The 17,881-nt window shown below is 74.4% G+C and carries 15 protein-coding genes; 4 read left to right on the top strand and 11 right to left on the bottom strand.

The window, feature by feature from the left end:
• Positions 1–50: 50 nt before the first annotated feature.
• The 3 genes from mtrB to JOE68_RS19120 form a co-directional block, all read right to left on the bottom strand.
• Entirely contained in the window at positions 51–1,781 is a 1,731-nt protein-coding gene (mtrB, locus tag JOE68_RS19130) for an MtrAB system histidine kinase MtrB (RefSeq protein ID WP_204843668.1), read from the bottom strand.
• 10 nt (positions 1,782–1,791) lie between these two features.
• Positions 1,792–2,469, bottom strand: a complete 678-nt coding sequence (gene mtrA / locus JOE68_RS19125; RefSeq protein ID WP_121009184.1) for an MtrAB system response regulator MtrA — start codon at positions 2,467–2,469, stop codon at positions 1,792–1,794.
• Positions 2,470–2,656: 187 nt separating this feature from the next.
• On the bottom strand, positions 2,657–3,298 hold the full coding sequence (locus JOE68_RS19120; protein ID WP_204843667.1) for a dTMP kinase: 642 nt from the start codon (positions 3,296–3,298) through the stop codon (positions 2,657–2,659).
• 139 nt (positions 3,299–3,437) lie between these two features.
• Between JOE68_RS19120 and JOE68_RS19115 the strand changes: the two genes are divergently transcribed.
• A complete protein-coding gene (locus JOE68_RS19115) occupies positions 3,438–4,406 on the top strand; it encodes a helix-turn-helix domain-containing protein (RefSeq protein ID WP_204843666.1) in 969 nt (322 codons plus the stop codon).
• A 12-nt stretch (positions 4,407–4,418) separates the two neighbouring features.
• Here the strand turns inward: JOE68_RS19115 and ahcY are convergent, their stop codons facing one another.
• Complete coding sequence (ahcY, locus tag JOE68_RS19110; protein WP_204843665.1) at positions 4,419–5,882, bottom strand: adenosylhomocysteinase; 1,464 nt, start codon at positions 5,880–5,882, stop codon at positions 4,419–4,421.
• An 82-nt stretch (positions 5,883–5,964) separates the two neighbouring features.
• On the opposite strand from ahcY, the gene JOE68_RS19105 reads away from it, so the two are divergent.
• Positions 5,965–8,466, top strand: a complete 2,502-nt coding sequence (locus JOE68_RS19105; protein WP_204843664.1) for a hypothetical protein — start codon at positions 5,965–5,967, stop codon at positions 8,464–8,466.
• A gap of 45 nt (positions 8,467–8,511) precedes the next feature.
• Here the strand turns inward: JOE68_RS19105 and JOE68_RS19100 are convergent, their stop codons facing one another.
• Positions 8,512–9,777, bottom strand: a complete 1,266-nt coding sequence (locus JOE68_RS19100) for a glutamate mutase L (RefSeq protein ID WP_204843663.1) — start codon at positions 9,775–9,777, stop codon at positions 8,512–8,514.
• Positions 9,778–9,923: 146 nt separating this feature from the next.
• Between JOE68_RS19100 and JOE68_RS19095 the strand changes: the two genes are divergently transcribed.
• A complete protein-coding gene (locus tag JOE68_RS19095; protein WP_204843662.1) occupies positions 9,924–11,447 on the top strand; it encodes an amino acid permease in 1,524 nt (507 codons plus the stop codon).
• Positions 11,448–11,515: 68 nt separating this feature from the next.
• Here JOE68_RS19095 and JOE68_RS19090 read toward each other — a convergent pair whose 3' ends face one another.
• The 6 genes from JOE68_RS19090 to JOE68_RS19065 form a co-directional block, all read right to left on the bottom strand.
• On the bottom strand, positions 11,516–12,436 hold the full coding sequence (locus JOE68_RS19090; protein ID WP_204843661.1) for a cation diffusion facilitator family transporter: 921 nt from the start codon (positions 12,434–12,436) through the stop codon (positions 11,516–11,518).
• Positions 12,437–12,506: 70 nt separating this feature from the next.
• Positions 12,507–13,718, bottom strand: coding sequence for a mannose-6-phosphate isomerase, class I (gene manA / locus JOE68_RS19085; protein WP_204843660.1), 1,212 nt, complete (start codon positions 13,716–13,718; stop codon positions 12,507–12,509).
• A gap of 13 nt (positions 13,719–13,731) precedes the next feature.
• Positions 13,732–14,808, bottom strand: a complete 1,077-nt coding sequence (locus tag JOE68_RS19080) for an SIS domain-containing protein (RefSeq protein WP_204843659.1) — start codon at positions 14,806–14,808, stop codon at positions 13,732–13,734.
• Positions 14,809–14,814: 6 nt separating this feature from the next.
• Positions 14,815–15,012, bottom strand: coding sequence for a Trm112 family protein (locus JOE68_RS19075; protein WP_204846179.1), 198 nt, complete (start codon positions 15,010–15,012; stop codon positions 14,815–14,817).
• 5 nt (positions 15,013–15,017) lie between these two features.
• Positions 15,018–16,370: a phosphomannomutase/phosphoglucomutase gene (locus JOE68_RS19070; protein ID WP_204843658.1), complete on the bottom strand. Its 1,353-nt coding sequence runs from the start codon at positions 16,368–16,370 to the stop codon at positions 15,018–15,020.
• A 78-nt stretch (positions 16,371–16,448) separates the two neighbouring features.
• Complete coding sequence (locus tag JOE68_RS19065; RefSeq protein ID WP_204843657.1) at positions 16,449–16,808, bottom strand: DUF3499 domain-containing protein; 360 nt, start codon at positions 16,806–16,808, stop codon at positions 16,449–16,451.
• Between the two features lie 128 nt (positions 16,809–16,936).
• On the opposite strand from JOE68_RS19065, the gene JOE68_RS19060 reads away from it, so the two are divergent.
• Entirely contained in the window at positions 16,937–17,383 is a 447-nt protein-coding gene (locus tag JOE68_RS19060; RefSeq protein ID WP_204846178.1) for a metallopeptidase family protein, read from the top strand.
• Positions 17,384–17,881: the final 498 nt, after the last annotated feature.

Genomic DNA, 17,881 nt, shown 5'->3' with positions numbered 1-17,881 from the left:
GTCACCCCGCCTCACCGGATCTCCTCGCCGCAGGCCGCCATCACCCCTCGTCACCGGGCCTCCTCGCGCTCGCCCGCCACCGGCTCGGCGGGCTGCCAGGTGATCTCCTCCTCGGTCAGCTCCACCTCCTCGGCGGCCGGTTCCTCCGCCCCGCCCGCCCCCGCCGCCACGGCGGGCAGGTCGGGCGGCTCCAGCGGCAGCGGGCTGGAGGTCAGCTCGTGCCCGTGCCGGCAGGGCAGGGTCAGCCGGAACACCGCGCCGTACCCGCGCTCGCCCCACGCCTCCAGCCAGCCGCCGTGCAGCCGGGCGTCCTCCAGGCTGATCGACAGGCCCAGGCCGGTGCCGCCGGTGCGCCGGTTGCGGGACGGGTCGGCCCGCCAGAACCGGTTGAACACCAGGTCGGCCTCGCCCGCGCGCAGGCCGACGCCGCGGTCGCGCACGGTCACGGCCACCGCGTCGTCGTCGCCGCGCAGGGTCAGCTCCACCGGCAGGCCCTCGCCGTGGTCGATGGCGTTGGCCAGCAGGTTGCGCAGGATGCGCTCCACCCGCCGCGAGTCCAGCTCGGCGGTCACCTCGTGGTCGGGCAGGTCCATCACGATCGCGGTGCCGCTGCTGTTGGCGATGGCGCGCACCGAGTCGTGCGCCCGCCGGGCCAGCACCCGGATGTCCACCAGCTCGGCCGCCAGCTCCTCCACGCCCGCGTCCAGCCGGCTGATCTCCAGCAGGTCGCCCAGCAGCGACTCGAACCGGTCCAGCTCGTCGACCAGCAGCTCGGTGGACCGGGCCAGGCCGCTGGGGAACTGCTCGCGGGAGGCGTGCAGCACGTCCGCGGCCATCCGCACGGTCGTCAAGGGCGTGCGCAGCTCGTGCGACACGTCGGAGGTGAACCGCCGCTGGAGCTGGCCGAACTCCTCCAGCTGGTGGATCTGCCGCTGGATGCTCGCCGCCATCTCGTTGTAGGACTCGGCGAGCCGCGCGACGTCGTCCTCGCCGACCACGGGCATCCGCTCGTCCAGGCTGCCGTCGGCGAACCGCTCCGCGATCTCCGCGGCCTGCCGCACCGGCCGCACGACCTGCCGGGTGACCAGGTTCGCGATCACGGCCAGCAGCACGAGCAGCACCAGGCCGCCGACGACCAGCGTCGACTGCACGACCTCGGCGGTGGCCTGCTCGCCGGTCAGCGGGAACAGCAGGTAGAGGTGCATGGCGCGGGCCGAGCTGTTCACCGGCTTGCCGACCACCAGCAGGGTGGTCCGGCCGGTGCTGCGCTCGACGGTGTTGATCTGGTAGCCCGCGCTGCCGCGCTCGAGCATCTTGATCAGGCCGTCGGGCACGTCCTGCCACGGCCCGACGGCGGTGGGCAGCCCGTCCGAGCCGAAGCCGACCGGGTCGTAGAGCACCGGCTCGAACGCGCCCGCGCCGGACGACGCGGCGTCCAGGCCCGACGACGCCGAGTTGATCTTGTTCAGCGCGGCGGTGAACCGCGACTTCACGCTGTCCGGGCCGGGGTTCAGGCCGGACAGGTCCGGCTGCACGGCCGCCGCGCTCGCCTCGGCCTGCCGGATCGCCGCGTCGGTCTTGGTCTCCAGCAGCTGACCGGTGATCTGCACCTGGAGCACCATGCCCAGGACGAACACCACGGCCGAGGACAGCGCCAGCGTGCTGACCACGACCCGCAGCTGGAGCGAGCGGCGCCACAGCTCGCCGAACGCGACGCCGTTGCGCCGGGCGCGCTCGATCCCGCGACGCAGCTCGCGCACCGCGGAGTCGAGCAAGCTCATCGCGCACCCGTCACGGGGGGCCTGCCTTGTACCCGACGCCGCGGACGGTCAGCACCACCTCGGGGTGTTCCGGGTCGCGCTCCACCTTGGACCGCAGCCGCTGCACGTGGACGTTCACCAGGCGGGTGTCCGCCGCGTGCCGGTAGCCCCAGACCTGCTCCAGCAGCACCTCGCGGGTGAACACCTGGCGCGGCTTGCGGGCCAGCGCCACCAGCAGGTCGAACTCCAGCGGGGTGAGCTGGATCGGCCGGCCCTCGCGCAGCACCTCGTGGCCGGGGACGTCGATGGTCAGGTCGCCGATCTGGAGCACCTCGGCGGGCTCGGCCTCGGTGCGCCGCAGGCGGGCGCGGATGCGCGCGACCAGCTCCTTCGGCTTGAACGGCTTGACCACGTAGTCGTCCGCGCCGGACTCCAGGCCCAGCACCACGTCGACCGTGTCGCTCTTCGCGGTGAGCATGACGATCGGGACGCCCGACTCCGAGCGGATCGCCTTGCACACGTCGATGCCGTTCATGCCGGGCAGCATGAGGTCGAGCAGGACCAGGTCCGGTTTCAACTCGCGGAGCGCGGGCAGCGCGCGGGCGCCGTCGGCCACCACCGCGGTATCGAACCCCTCGCCCCGCAGCACGATGGTCAGCATCTCCGCCAGAGCGGGGTCGTCGTCCACCACGAGCACGCGTGCCTTCATACCCGACATCGTCCCACTAGCGGTCGGACCGCCACGCACCGCCCAGTGGTCATCGCCGCTGGTCGCCGCGCGGGTCCGCTCGGTCATCGTCCTCGGTCGCCGTTCCACGTAACCCACCTCGCCTCGCCGCACGGGGCTCGTCAGCGACTCATCGGCGCGGTGGTCACTTTTTGTTACTTCGTGAAGACTATCGGGTGAAATGGCGGTCCAGAAGTGCAGTCACCCCCACGTCGGCGGCGCCGTCCAGGACCTCCCAGGGGGACAGCCAGTGCGCGGCGGCCAGCTCGTCGTACACGGTCGCGCAGCGGCTTTGGAGGTCGTCGTCCGACTCGTACAGGTCGCGTTCGCGCCGCTCGGAGCTCTCCCGGCGCGCGGCGCGCTCGGCGGCGACGGCGGTGGGCACCCGCAGCAGCAGCTGCAGGTCGGGCGTCGGCAAGCCGAAGCGGTCGACCTCCAGGGCGCGCACCCACCCGACGAAGTCGCCGTCGGCGCGCTGGCGCAGGCGCGCCGCGCCGTAGGCGGCGTTGGAGGCGATGTACCGGTCGAGCAGGACGACGTCGTGCTCGGCCAGCTGCCGCCGGATCCGGTCGGCCGCGCCCCGGCGGTCGAGCGCGTAGAGGACCGCCATCCCGTGCACCGAGTCGGTCAGGTCGCCCAGCCGCCCGTGCAGCGCGTCGCGGACGAGTTCGGCGTGCACGTCCTCGTCGTACCGGGGGAAGGCGCCGGAGGCGACCGCGCGACCGCGGGCGGTCAGGGCTTCGGTGAGCGCCCCGGCGAGGGTGCGCTTGCCCGCGCCGTCCAGCCCCTCGATCACCACGAGTTTTCCCACGCCACCACCCTAAGGGGCGGTGCCGAATCCCGATCGGAGGCATGACGTCGCCCAGTCGGACGAGGGGAGATCTTTCTCTCACCAGATCGAGTGACTACGGTGAACCCAATTTGGGTCCGTGCGAAAGGGTGGTGCCGCGGTGACCGCGGATTCCGGACCGGTCGACCATCCCGCGGGCCACCCCCCGGGGTTGCCCGCCGCCCTGGTCGAGACCCTGCGTTACGGGCCGTTCCACCGCGCGCTGCGCGACGCCATCGCGCACCGGGGCCTGTCCCTGGCGAGGCTGCGCGCGCACCTGGGCCAGCTGGGCGTGCAGGTCGGCCAGTCGACCCTGAGCTACTGGCAGCGGGGCCTGCGCCACCCCGAGGTGCCGCGCGCCATCGCGACCGTGCGGGCGCTGGAGACCGTGCTGCGCCTGCCGGCGGGCTCCCTGGTGGCGCTGGTCGGCCACCGCCCGCAGCCCCGGCTGCCCCGCCCGGCGTTCGCCGAGCTGGCCGACGCGTGGGTGCGCACCGCGCCGCTGCTGGCCGAGTTCGAGGCCGTGCCGGAGAGCGCGCGGGCCAACGCGGACCTCGAAGTGCTGTTCGTGCACGACACCGTGCTGCTCGGGGCGCAGCGGGAGCAGCGCTCCATCAGCACGCGGCTCGTGGTCCGGGCGCTGCGCGCCGGCCCCGACCGCTACCTGGCCGTGCACCAGGGCGACGAGGGGTGCGTGATCGACAACGCGCTGGTGCGGCCCGCGGAGGGCTGCCGCCAGGGGCGGCTGCGGCGGCAGGGCGCCTCGCGGGGCCTGGCCTTCGAGCTGCTGTTCGACCGGCGGCTGGCCGAGGGCGAGGAGCACGTCTTCGGCTTCACCGTGCTCGACGACACCGGCGGCCCCACCCCCGGCCACCACCGGACCTTCCGCGAACCGTGCCGGGGCTACCTGCTGCAACTGTCCTTCCACCGCCGCGCCATGCCCGCGCGGTGCACCAAGCAGTTCCGCACCGACCCGGCGGCGACGCCGGTGGACGTGGAGGAGCTGGTGTGCGGGCTGGGCGGCGTGGTCAGCGCCCACTTCACCGACGTGGGCCCCGGCATGGCCGGGATCGGCGTGGAGTGGACCTGAGCCGGGCGGTCGTCAGTACCGGTAGTGGTCCGGCTTGTAGGGGCCTTCCACGTCCACGTCGATGTACTCGGCCTGGTCCTTCGACAGCTTGGTGAGGTTGCCGCCCAGCGCCTCCAGGTGGATGCGCGCGACCTTCTCGTCCAGCTTCTTCGGCAGGCGGTAGACCTCCCGGTCGTACTCCCGGTGCTTGGTGAACAGCTCGACCTGCGCGATCACCTGGTTGGAGAACGAGTTCGACATCACGAAGCTCGGGTGGCCGGTGGCGTTGCCCAGGTTGAGCAGGCGGCCCTCGGACAGCACCAGGATGGACTTCCCGTCGGGGAAGACCCACTCGTCGACCTGCGGCTTGATGTTGACCCGCCGGATGCCGGGGTGGCGCTGCAGCCCGGCCATGTCGATCTCGTTGTCGAAGTGGCCGATGTTGCCCAGGATCGCCTGGTGCTTCATGGCCGCCATGTGCTCGACGCGCACGACGTCCTTGTTGCCGGTCGTGGTGATGATGATGTCGGCCTTGCCCACCACGTCCTCCAGCACCTGGACGTCGTAGCCGTCCATGGCCGCCTGGAGCCCGCAGATCGGGTCGATCTCCGTCACGATGATCCGCGCGCCCTGGCCGCGCAGCGACTCCGCCGCGCCCTTGCCCACGTCGCCGTAGCCGCAGACGACCGCGACCTTGCCGCCCATCAGCACGTCGGTGCCGCGGTTGATGCCGTCGATCAGCGAGTGGCGGATGCCGTAGCGGTTGTCGAACTTCGACTTGGTGACCGCGTCGTTGACGTTGATCGCCGGGAACAGCAGCTCGCCCGCCGCGGCCAGCTGGTAGAGCCGCATGACGCCGGTGGTGGTCTCCTCGGTCACGCCGCGGACGCCCTCGGCGATCGCGGTCCACTTGCCCGGGTCCTTCGCCAGCGACGCGCGCAGCGACTCCAGGACGATCCGCCACTCCTCCGGGTCGTCGTCCTGCGCCGGCGGCACGACGCCGGCCCTCTCGTACTGCGCGCCCTTGTGCACCAGCAGCGTGGCGTCGCCGCCGTCGTCCAGGATCATGTTGGGGCCGCGGCCGTCCGGCCAGGTCAGCATCGTCTCCGCGGTCCACCAGTACTCCTCCAGCGTCTCGCCCTTCCAGGCGAACACCGGGACGCCCCGCGGCTCCTCCGCGGTGCCGTGCGGGCCCACGACCACCGCGGCGGCGGCGTGGTCCTGGGTGGAGAAGATGTTGCACGACGCCCAGCGGACCTCGGCCCCCAGCGACACCAGCGTCTCGATGAGCACCGCGGTCTGCACGGTCATGTGCAGCGAGCCGGAGATCCGGGCCCCCTTGAGCGGGTACACCTCGGAGTACTCCCGCCGCAGCGCCATCAGGCCCGGCATCTCGTGCTCGGCCAGGCGGATCTCCTTGCGGCCGAACTCAGCCAGGGAGAGGTCTGCGACGGCGAAGTCGACGCCGTTGCGGGTGCGGAGCCTCTCGGCGGTCATGGCGAACTCCTCCGGGATCGGGGCCGGCCCGACCCTACCCCCCGCCACGCCGGGGGGCCGGATAGGTCGCGCGCGGGCCCCCATGCAGCACTATGGCGTCGCTGACCTCGAGCCCGCTGGAGGATTCGTGCTGATTCCGGGCCCTGACACACGGGTGGTCGAGCTGCGGGTGCACGGCGTCCAGGGCACCACGCCGCAGTCCCTGGTGGACGCGGTGGCCGCGGTGGACGTCGCGGGGGACGGCCTGGGCCGCGTCGTGCGGCCGGCCGACCGGCTGCGCAGACCCGCGCCCGGCCCGGTGCTCCAGGCGGGCGGGCGGCCGGTCTCGCGGGTGGTCGAGGGCTACGTGTGGGGCCGCATGACCTCGGGCGGCTGGGCGAAGGCGACGTGGGCGCTGCTGTTCCCGTTCTCGCTGGCCAACGTGGCGCACTGGATGCTGCCGCCGGTGCGGGCCGGCTCGCTGCCCGCGCGGCTGCTGGGCGCCTGCCTGCGCGCGCTGCTGCGGCTGGCCGCGCTGCTGCTGACCGTGCTGCTGGTCGCGCAGCTGGCGGTGATCAGCCTGGACCTGGTGGCGGCGCAGTGCCTCGCGCCGGGGTCGGCCTGCCTGGGCGGCCCGTCGTGGCTGTCGGGCGCGCCGTGGGCGCGGTCGGCGGTGGGGATGGCGCCGATCGCCCTGCTGCTGGCGGTGCTGCACCGGGTGTCCGGCGTCGACTGGCGGATCGAGCGCAAGCACGTGCCGGCGTCCGCGAGCGGCGCGTCGGGCCTGCCCGGCGCGCACGTGGCGACCGACCCGGACACGCCGGCGCTGCGCGCGCTGCACCTGGTGGCGGGGCTGGGCACGGCGGTGGTGGTCGGGCTGGGCGGGCCGGTGGGCCCGCTGCCCGCGCCGGGCGCCCACGGCGCGGCGCTGCACGCGGCCTGGGCGCTCGGCCTCGCGCTGGTGGCGTTCCCGGCGCTGGCGGTGGTGCTGCTCGACGACCCGACCGGCGGCGCGCCGGACCGGGGCGGGCGGTGGCTGCGGGCGGCGCTGGCGCGCCGGCCGCGGCGGGTGCTGCTGGTCGGCGCGTGGGCGCTGTTCCTCGCCTCGGCCGGGCTGCTGACCCGGCTGCCGGACCGGCTGCCCGGCACGGACCTGGCGGTGCAGCTGGTGGCGGCGCTGGTCGCACTGGTGTGCCTGCTGCTCGGGCTGCTGCTGGCGCCGGCGGCGCTGCTGGCCCGCGGGGCGTGGCGCGAGCTGCCGCGCGGCCTGCGGCCCTGGGCCGGCGGGTGGATGGCCGCGCCGGTCGTGGCGATCGCGGCCCTGCTGGGCGGCGGGTTCGGGGCCGGGGTGGCGCTGACGCTGCGGTTCGCGCTCGGCCACGGCGTCCTGCCGCGCGGGTACGACTACATCGCGCTGCTGTGGGGCGTGGCCGGGGTGCTGGCGCTGGTCGCGGGCCTCGCGGTGGCGGCGACCACGGGCGCGGTGCGGTGGAGCTCGCTGCGGCGCGGCAGGCAGTGGGCGCGGGAGGCCACCCTGCTGCACGCCGGGCGGGAGCAGGACGTGCAGCGCGCGGCGCGGGCGTGGTGGTGGGCGCGCCGGTGCCGGCGGCACAGCCACCACGTGGTGCTGGTCGCGGCGTTCGTGCTGGTGGGCGGGGCCGTGCCGGCGGCGGGGCTGCGGCTGCGGGAGGTCGACCCGCCGGGGTGGGCGCGGCCGTTCGCGGCGGTCGGCGTGATCGTGCTGGCGGTGCTGGCGGTGTCGTTGCTGCGGGCGGTCTACCTGGCGGCGCGCCGCCCGGACGCGGCCCGGCAGCTCGGCGTCCTGGCGGACCTGGCGGCGTTCTGGCCGCGCGAGGCGCACCCGGTGGTGCCCGCCTGCTACGCGCTGAAGGTGGTGCCGGAGCTGGTGTCGCGGGTGCGCGAGCACCTGGCCGACCCGGGCACGCGGGTGGTGCTGGCCGGGCACTCGCAGGGCAGCCTGCTGGCGGCCGTGGCGGCGGCGCGGCTGCTGGAGCAGCTGCCGGCGGAGCAGGCGCAGCGGCTCGGGCTGGTGACGGCGGGCTCGCAGCTGCAGTGGGCCTACCCGCGCGCGTTCCCGGCGGTGGTGCCGCACGACTCGCTGGCACGGCTCGCGGGCGGGCTGGCCGGCCGGTGGCGGGCGCTGTGCCGGGGCACCGACCCGCTGGGCGGCGCGGTGACGACGTGGGACCGGCAGGTGTTCGACGGGATGCTGCTGGGCGTCGGCTTCCTGCCCGACGGCACCTGCGGCGCGCTGCCGCCCGCGCTGCGCGGGCCCACCGGCGCGCTGGTGCTCGGCGGCGACCACTGGCTGCCCGACCCGCAGCGCGGCCCGTTCCCGGGCCGGCGGTGGGCGGCGGGCGTGAACCGGCACGCGGACTACACCTCGGACCCCGAGTGGGACCGGGCGGTGGCCATCGCGGCGGGGCTGGAGGACGTGTCGACGCCGACGGCCCCGACGATCGGCGCCGTGCTGCCGGTGGCCCGGCGCGCGCCGGTGCTGCCCGACCCGGCGCCCGGGGGCAGGCGGGCCACCGGCCCGGCGCCGCGGCCGGACCTCGCGCCCGAGGCCGGCCCCGGCACGTGACGCGGGGCGGCCGACCCGGACCCGGCTCGGGCGCCCCGCGGGGCCTCAGCCCAGGTCCGCGAGCAGCCGGTCGGCGGCCTCGGTCCGGCCGGTGGCGGCGAGCAGGCCCGCCGGGGCCAGGACGTAGTCGCGGTCCACCGCGACGGAGGCCGTCCGGAGCAGCGGCCGGAGCACGGGGTCGGCCCGCAGCGCGCGTTCCACGCCCGCGGTGTCGGGGGCGTGGCGGAACGCGCCGCCGGACAGCACGAGCAGCCCCGCGCCCCGCGGCCCCAGCCGGCCGTCCACCAGCCGCAGGTGCCTGCGCACGGCCAGGACCGCCGCCAGCGCCGCGAGCCGCAGGTCCACCGCCGGGTCGTCCGCGAGCCACGCCACGTCCGCCGCCCGCCGCTCGGCCTCCCCGCGCAGGGCCTCGGCCTCCGCCTTGTCCACCAGCTTCTCCGCGACGGCCTCCGCCACGACGCCGGGTGCGGACCACCGCAGGCCCAGGTCGCCCTCGACCGTGCGGCGGTCCGAGGGCAGCGCGACGGTGCGCTCGACGTCCGGGTCGGCGGTGGACACCGCCGAGCAGACGTCCGTCGTGGCGCCGCCGACGTCCACCACCAGCACCGCGCCCTCGCGGTCCCGGGCGGCCAGCCGCGACACCCCGCCGAGGACCGCGTCCGGCGTCACCGCCCGCACCAGCCGGCGGAACGCGGGCCCGCGGGACAGCCCCTTGCCGCCGATCACGTGGCGCAGGAACACCTCCCGGATCGCCGCGCGGGCCGGGCCGGGCGCGAGTTCGCCGACGTCGGGCAGCACGTTGTCGGTGGGCACGACGGTGCGCCCGGCCAGCAGCGCCTCCGCCTCGGGGCGCACCCGCGCGTTGCCCGCCAGCACGACCGGGCAGGCGATGCGGGCGCGGCCCAGCCGGCCCGCGTTGTGCAGCAGCACCGAGCCGTCGCCGCCGTCCGTGCCGCCGACCAGCAGCACCAGGTCCGGCCGCGCCGCCCGCAGCGCCCGGACGCCCGCCCCGTCCAGCGGGCCCGCCGACACGTGCACGACCCGCGCGCCCGCCGACAGCGCCACCCGGTACCCGGCCTCGGCGCTGACCAGCCGCTCCTGCCCCACCACCGCGAGCCGCAGCCCGCCGCCCGCCGACGAGCACGCCAGCACCTCGTCCGCCCCGCCCAGCGCGCCGGACACCGCGGCGACGCCGTCGAGCACCTCCGGCGCCGACGTCGGCCGCTGGGCGGTGCCGAGCAGCCCGCCGGTGGCCGAGACCAGCGCGCCCTTCGTCCACGTCGAGCCCACGTCCAGGCACAGCACGGTCACACCGGGCAACCTACCCGGCCGCGCCGCACCGGCGAGAGGTGCGAGCGGTGGTGAAATTCCGGTCCTTTTCACCGGTCGGCCCGCACCCCACCCGGCGTCTAGGGTGAGCAGCCGGGACCACCCGCTCGACGAGGAGGAGAAGCACCGTGCCGGGGAACGGGCTGTGGCGCACGAAGTCGGTCGAGCAGTCGATAGCCGACACCGACGAACCAGACACCAAGCTGCGCAGGGACCTGACCGCGTGGGACCTGACGGTCTTCGGCGTCGCCGTGGTGATCGGGGCGGGCATCTTCACGCTCACCGCGTCCACCGCCGGCAACCTCGCCGGGCCGTCGGTCTCGCTCGCGTTCGTGCTCGCCGCCATCGCCTGCGCGCTCGCCGCCCTCTGCTACGCCGAGTTCGCCTCCACCGTCCCGGTGGCCGGCAGCGCGTACACGTTCTCCTACGCCACGTTCGGCGAGTTCATGGCCTGGATCATCGGCTGGGACCTGGTCCTGGAGTTCGCCGTCGGCGCGGCGGCCGTGGCCAAGGGCTGGTCGCTGTACCTCCAGACCGTCCTGGAGCAGGTCGGCCTGCCGGTGAAGACCACCGCGACCGTCGGCGGCCTGGACGTCGACTGGGGCTCGCTGCTGCTGGTGGTCGTGCTCAGCGCGCTGCTGGCGGTCGGCACCAAGCTGTCGTCGCGGGTCAGCACCGTCATCACGGCGGTGAAGGTGGCCGTGGTGCTGCTGGTGGTCGTGCTCGGCATCGGCTACGTCAACTCGGCGAACTACAGCCCCTACATCCCGCCCGCGCAGACCGGCGGTTCGACCGGGACGGGGCTGGAGCAGTCGCTGTTCTCGCTGCTGACCGGCTTCTCCGGCAGCACCTACGGCGTGCTCGGGCTGCTGGCGGCGGCGTCGCTGGTGTTCTTCGCGTTCATCGGCTTCGACGTGGTGGCGACCACCGCCGAGGAGACCCGCAACCCGCAGAAGGCCGTGCCGCGCGGCATCCTGGGCTCGCTGGCGATCGTCACCGTGCTCTACGTCGCGGTGTCGCTGGTGATCACCGGGATGCTGCCCTACGAGCGGCTCAAGACCCAGGCCGACGGCAGCCGGGCGACGCTCGCGACGGCGTTCCAGGAGAACGGCGTCGACTGGGCGGCCACGGTGATCTCGGTGGGCGCGCTGGCCGGCCTGACCACCGTCGTCATGGTGCTGATGCTCGGCCAGTCGCGGGTGCTGTTCGCGATGTCCCGCGACGGCCTGCTGCCGCGCGGCCTGGCCCGCACCGGCAAGCGCGGCACGCCGGTCCGGATCACGCTCGGCGTCGGCCTCCTGGTCGCCGTCGCGGCGGGCTTCTTCCCGGCGGGCAAGCTGGAGGAGATGGTCAACGTCGGCACGCTGTTCGCGTTCGTGCTGGTGTCGGCGGGCGTGCTGGTGCTGCGCAGGACCCGCCCCGACCTGCCGCGCGGCTTCCGCGTGCCGCTGGTGCCGCTGGTGCCGGTCCTGGCGATCCTGTCCTGCTTCTGGCTGATGCTGAACCTGACCGCGCTGACCTGGGTCCGCTTCCTGGCGTGGATGGCGCTGGGCGTGGTGGTCTACTTCGCCTACAGCCGACGGCACTCCGTGCTGGGCCGGGAGCACGGCGCGTCCGCCGTGCCCGTGGTGAAGCCGGACGAGGTGCCCTGAAACCCCGCCGGAACGCCGAACGGCCCGGGTCCGCGATCGCGGACCCGGGCCGTTCGGCGTTCGGGGGGTTACGACTTGGTCAGCGTCCGGTCCAGGTCGGGCTCCAGGTAGATCAGCCGCGCCGACGGCACCTTGTTGCGCACGCGCTGCTCCGCGTCGTCGATGGCCTGCGCCACCTCCGACGCGGGCAGGCCGGGGCTCAGGGCGATCTTCGCCGCGACCAGCAGCTCGTCCGGCCCGATGTACTGGGTGCGGATGTGGATGACCCGCTGGACCTTGCCCGCCGCCAGCTCGTCCACGATGGTGTCCAGCTCCGCCGGGGCCGCGCCCTCGCCGATGAGCAGCGACTTCATCTCCACGATCAGGACGATCGCGATCACGCCGAGCAGCACGCCGATGCAGATGGTGCCGACGGCGTCCCACACCGGGTCGCCGGTCAGCGTCGACAGGCCGACGCCGAGCAGCGCCAGCACCAGGCCGAACAGCGCGCCCGCGTCCTCCAGCAGCACGACCGGCAGCTCGGGCACCTTCGACTGGCGGATGAACTGCCACCAGGTCGCGTCGCCCTTGATCAGCTTGGACTCGTTGATGGCCGTCTTGAAGCTGTAGGTCTCCAGGCCGATCGCCACCACCAGGATGAGCACCGCGACCAGCGGCGACGACAGCTCCTCGTGCGACTCCAGCTTGTGGATGCCCTCGTAGAGGGCGAACACCGAGCCGAGGCTGAACAGCAGCAGCGCCACCACGAACGAGTAGAAGTACCGGTCGCGGCCGAAGCCGAACGGGTGGTTCAGGGTGGCCTTGCGCCGCGACGTCTTCTGCCCCAGCAGCAGCAGCCCCTGGTTGGACGTGTCGGCCACCGAGTGCACCGACTCGGCCAGCATCGACGACGAGCCGGTGATCAGGAAGCCGACGAACTTCGCCACCGCGATCCCCGCGTTGGCGACCAGCGCGGCGATGATCGCCTTGGTACCGCCTCCTGCTGACACGTCTGCTCCCTCGTGCGAAAGTCCGGTTCGCCCGGTGACCCGGTCCGGGGGTGACCCTAGTGCGCCGACCCTAAACGGTGCCTGCGGTTGCGCGGAAAAGGCGCGTGGGCGCGTCCGCGGTCACCGCCACCGCCGGGTCGGAGGCGGGCAGCCACACCGACTGGCCGCGCCCCACGACGAGGGGTTCGTCGCGGCCGTTGGACAGGTGGGCCCGGCCGGAGGTCACCAGCAGGATCTGCGGGCCCTCGTGGTCGACCCGCACCTCGTCGCCGCCGGTCAGCTCCAGCCGGGACAGCTCGAACTCGGGGCTGGGCGTCGGGTAGGTCCACAGGCCGGGCGCCGTCGGCACGCCGGTCTGCACCGGCATGTCGCCGCAGGTGAAGTCCAGCACGCGCATCAGCTCGGGCACGTCGACGTGCTTGGGCGTCAGGCCGCAGCGCAGCACGTTGTCCGAGTTGGCCAGGATCTCCACGCCCGTGCCGTGCAGGTAGGCGTGCAGGTTGCCGGCGGGCAGGTGGATCGCCTCGCCGGGCTTGAGCACCAGCCGGTTGAGCAGCATCGCGGCCAGCACGCCCGCGTCGCCGGGGTAAGCCTCGCCCAGCTCCAGGACGGTGCGGCACTCCAGGTCGAACTCGCCGCGCTCCTTCACGTGCAGCACGCACGCGTCGAGCACCTGCGGCATCAGCGCGTCCAGCGCGGTCTGCGGCAGCGTGATCAGCGTCGTGAACAGCGCGCGCAGGCCGTCCTCGTCGGGCTGGGCGGCCAGCAGCTCGGTGTAGGGGGCGAAGTCGGGCGCCTCCAGCGCGCGCAGCATGGCGACCGTCCGCTCCGGCGCGCGGAACCCGGCCAGCGCGTGGAACTCGGTCAGCGCGCAGACCAGCTCGGGCTTGGCCGACGGGTCCTTGTAGTTGCGCACCGACGAGTCCATCGCCAGGCCCGCCGCCTCCTCGGCGGCGAACCCCAGCGCCGCCTGCTGCGCCGACGGGTGCGCCTGGAGGCTCAGCGGCTCGTCCGCCGCCAGCACCTTGAGCAGGAACGGGAGCCTGCTGCCCCACCGCTGCGCGCACCGCTCGCCGAGCTGGCCCGCCGGGTCCTCGGCCAGCAGCTCCAGCAGCGAGCGGTGGCCGTCCGGGCGGAGCACGCGGGACGGGTCGCCCGGGTGGGCGCCCATCCACAGCTCCGCCTCGGGGTGCGGCGCCGGCACCTCCCTCCCGAGCAGCTCGGCGATGGCCGTGCGCGATCCCCACGCGTACGACCGCACCGCGTTGTGCAGCAGTTCCACAGCGAACTTCCCCTCACACGGCCGGCGCGTACAGGCCCGGTCCGCCCAGCGTCCCGGCCGCCAGGCCCAGGTAGAGCGCGGCCAGCTCGAACCGCAGCGCGAGCAGCGCCGCGCACACCGCCTCGCCGCCGGTCACTTCCTCGGCCGGTTCGAGCACGTCGGCTCCCGGCAAGGTCTCCATCGCCGACCGCCGCGCGAACTCGGCCTGCCTGCCCTGGCGCACGGCCAGCAGCAGCACGCGCACCAGGCCGTCCTGCCCGTCGTCGGGGTCGGCGAAGATGTCCGCGCCGGACGTGCCGCGCACGGCCCGCCGGTGCAGCACCGACCGGGTCAGCGCCTGCGGGTAGCCCGCGACGTCGCTGACCAGACCCGCGTAGCAGGCCAGCACGCCCGCGCCGTGCGCCGCGACGGCCGTGGCCGGCTCGTCCAGGCCCCACAGCAGCGGCGTGCGGTCGGCGACCCGCAGGGCCAGCGACTTGGCCGGGTTCACGAACGACTCGTGCATCGGGTGGTCGCGCTCGGCCTCGCGGTCCAGCTCGTCGGCCACGGCCTGGACGTCCACGTCCAGCAGGCGCAGCGCGTTCAGCCCGACCAGCCACGCCGCGAGGGCGCGGGCGAAGCCGAAGCCCTGCGGCACCGGCACGCGCGGCGGGATGAGCAGCGCGTGCTGCGCGGCGGACGCGGCCACCGGCCCGTCGGCCTCGGCGGTCAGCAGCACCCGCGCGCCGCGCCGGGCGGCGCGGTCCACCGCCTCGGCCAGCAGCACGTCACCGGGGTCCTCGGTGTGCGCGAGCACCACGTCCAGCGCGCCGACCCAGGCCGGCACGTCGTCGGACACCACCACCGGCACCGGGCACCGCGGGCCGAGCAGGGCGGTGACCAGCTTCGCCACCGCCTCGCCGACCCCGGGCCGGGTGACGAGGACCAGCGCGCGCGGGCGCTCCCCGAGCACCCGCCGGACGCCCAGCTCGTCCGCCGCCTCGGCGGTGGCCCTGACCTGCGCGCCCGCCCGCGCGGCGGCGCGCAGCAGGCCGCCCGCGTCGGCGTCGGCGAGGCGGTACTGGTCGTCCAGGAGGCTGTCGTCGAGCACCGCGGCTCACCCCGCCGTCGGCGGGACGGCCTCGTCCAGCAGGAGCACCGGGATGCCCTCCCGGACCGGGAACGACCGGCCGCACGCCGTGCAGGTCAGGAAGTCGGCCCGCGGGTCCTGCGCCGTGCCGGGCCGCAGCGGCGCGTGCTCGGGGCACGGGCAGGCCAGGACCTCCAGCAGCTGCGCGTCGAGTTGGACGACCACGGCGCTCATCCCCTCACGATCGCCAGGACCTCGTCGCGCAGCGCCGCGACCGAGGCCGCGTCGGCGGCTTCGACGTTGAGCCGCAGCAGCGGCTCGGTGTTGGAGGCCCGCAGGTTGAACCACGAGCCGTCGGGCAGGGTGACGGTCAGGCCGTCCAGCTCGTCGAGCTCGACGCCCTCGCGCGCGCCGTACTCGGCCTTGATGGCGGCCAGCCGGCCCGCCTGGTCGGCGACGGTCGAGTTGACCTCGCCGGACGCGGCGTAGCGGGCGTAGTCGGCGGTCAGCGCGGACAGCGGGCCGTCCTGCTCGCCCAGCGCGGCCAGCACGTGCAGCGCGGCCAGCATCCCGGTGTCGGCGCGCCAGAAGTCGCGGAAGTAGTAGTGCGCGGAGTGCTCGCCGCCGAAGATGGCGCCGGTCCTGGCCATCTCCTGCTTGATGAACGAGTGGCCCACCCGCGTGCGGACCGGCTTGCCGCCGTGCTCGCGGACGATCTCGGGGACCGCGTGCGAGGTGATCAGGTTGTGGATGATCGTCCCGCCGGGGTCCTTGGCCAGCTCGCGCACGGCGACCAGGGCCGTGATCGCGCTCGGCGAGACCGGCTCGCCGCGCTCGTCCACCACGAAGCACCGGTCGGCGTCGCCGTCGAACGCGACACCCGCGTCGGCGCCCTCCTCCCGGACCCGGGCCTGCAGGTCGACGATGTTCTTCGGGTCCAGCGGGTTCGCCTCGTGGTTGGGGAAGCTGCCGTCCAGCTCGAAGTACATCGGGACGATGTCGATCGGCAGCCCGTCGAACACCGACGGCACCGTGTGCCCGCCCATGCCGTTGCCCGCGTCGACCACGACCCGCAGCGGGCGCGAGCCGCTCAGGTCGACCAGTTCCCGCAGGTAGGCGGCGTAGTCGGCGAGCATGTCCCGCTCGGTCACCGTGCCGGGGGCCACGCCCTCGGCGTCGGGCACGCCCTGCTCCACGTCGGCGCGGACCTGCGCCAGCCCGCTGTCCTGCCCGACCGGCGCGGCGCCCGCGCGGCAGAGCTTGATGCCGTTGTACCGGGCCGGGTTGTGCGAGGCGGTGAACATCGCGCCGGGCAGGTCGAGCCGGCCGGAGGCGAAGTAGAGCATGTCGGTGCTGGCCAGGCCGATGTTGACCACGTCGACGCCCTGCCGGGTGACCCCCTCGGCGAACGCCGCGGCCAGGCCGGGCGAGGACTCGCGCATGTCGTGGCCGATGACGACGGCGGAGCCGCCGACCAGCCGCGCGAACGCCGCGCCGAACTCGCGGACGACCTCCGCGTCAAGCTGTTCGCCGACGACACCGCGGATGTCGTAAGCCTTGACGATGCCGGACAGATCGCGCACAGCCACACTCCTGGTTTGGCTCTTGACGTGGGCGTCGAAAGCCTACCGGCGCACGGGTGCGGGCCGTGCCCGGTACGTTCAGTCGTCGTTCGGGTCGGGCAGAACCCGCAGGTGACCACGCCTGACCGTGCCCGCGGGCACCTCGGGCGGCGCCACCGGCCGGTCGGCCCGCCCCGCCTCCCGCACCGCCTCGGCGAGCGCCGTCAGGTCGTCCACCGTCGGCTCCGGGGCCACGAACTCGCCCTGGTGCCGGACGACCTCCCACCCGCGCGGGGCCGTGAGCCGCAGGGCGTGCTCCTCGCAGAGGTCGTAGCTGTGCGGCTCGGAGTAGGTGGCGAGGGGCCCGACGACGGCCGTGGAGTCCGCGTAGGCGTACGTGAGCGTGGCGACTGCCGGGTTAGCGCACCCGGTTCGCGAGCACCGTCTCACGCTCCGCACGGCGGCGACGATATCGCGTCCCGGCTGAGGTGTGTTGGATTACCTCCGGCGCGGCGGTCGCGGTTCGGCAACTCCGCAGGTCGCCGACGCCCTGCCGCACCCCGCCGGCTACCCTCTACCCCGTGGTGATGGCCAGGGGTTCGCGACGTCAGGGTGCTCCGAGGCGGCGCAGCCGCGACCGCCACGGTCGAGGTCTGCGCGGACCGCTGTACCCGGCGACCCTGCCCGCCGCCCGCAGCCGGGCGGAGCGCTTCGACGCGCTGGTCCTGGAGGCCCTGGAGCCCATCGAGGCGCGGTGGCGGACCGAGCTGACGCAGCTCGACGTGGCCGTGGACGACGTGCCCGACGTCCAGGCGGCGACCGACGACGGCGACGTGGTGGAGGACGGCAACGTCCCCCTGGCCCGCCTGCTCCCGGCGGGCGCCGACCGCCGGGCCCGCATCGTCCTCTACCGCCGGCCGCTGGAGGCGCGCGCGAAGGACGGGGCCGACCTGTCCGACCTGGTCCACGACGTGCTGGTCGAGCAGGTGGCCAACTACCTGGGCCTCGACCCGGACGTCATCGACGGCGACTGACCCCGGCCAGATCGCCCGAACCGCCCTTCAAGCCCCACCCCTCGAACCGCCCCCAAAGCGCTTGTGGTAATTCGCACGCCCCGTGCAGACCGGTCGCTTCGTGTTCTCCCCGTATGGCCTGCCCGGAGGGCTACCATGCTTTCTTGGGGGGTGCAAGCACGCTTTTCGCTTGCACCCCCCAAGAAAGCATGGTCGTCTTTGACAGGCCATGCGGGGAGAACACGACCGCTCTTGCTCTTCCTCCTCCTTGGCGGCCTGCCCGTCCGGCGAGGACTCTTTTCATCTTTTCAGCCTCGGGCGGTACAGCCCCGAATCTCACCCGGATCGGTGCGCGACGAAAGTATGAAGAGCGGCCGAGAGGCCGCCAAGGATGACACAAAACCCAAGCTCAGGGCGTCGTGCCATCCCCGCATGGCCTGGTCGGAGACAACCACATGCGTCAAGGGGAGATCGAACCGGGTGTGCGGTGGTCGGGTGTCCCGATCTCCCCTTGACACA

The organism is Saccharothrix algeriensis (assembly GCF_016907655.1).
GTDB classification, from domain to species: domain Bacteria; phylum Actinomycetota; class Actinomycetes; order Mycobacteriales; family Pseudonocardiaceae; genus Actinosynnema; species Actinosynnema algeriense.
This window is presented reverse-complemented; position numbering and strand designations above follow the sequence as displayed.

Excerpts from the sequence above, each read along its gene's own strand:
- ahcY (WP_204843665.1), bottom strand. The coding sequence starts at position 5,882 with ATGACCGCCGAGAGGCTCCGCACCCGCAACGGCGTCGACTTCGCCGTC.
- JOE68_RS19105 (WP_204843664.1), top strand. The coding sequence starts at position 5,965 with ATGCAGCACTATGGCGTCGCTGACCTCGAGCCCGCTGGAGGATTCGTG.
- mtrA (WP_121009184.1), bottom strand. The coding sequence starts at position 2,469 with ATGAAGGCACGCGTGCTCGTGGTGGACGACGACCCCGCTCTGGCGGAG.
- mtrB (WP_204843668.1), bottom strand. The coding sequence starts at position 1,781 with ATGAGCTTGCTCGACTCCGCGGTGCGCGAGCTGCGTCGCGGGATCGAG.
- JOE68_RS19060 (WP_204846178.1), top strand. The coding sequence starts at position 16,937 with ATGGCCAGGGGTTCGCGACGTCAGGGTGCTCCGAGGCGGCGCAGCCGC.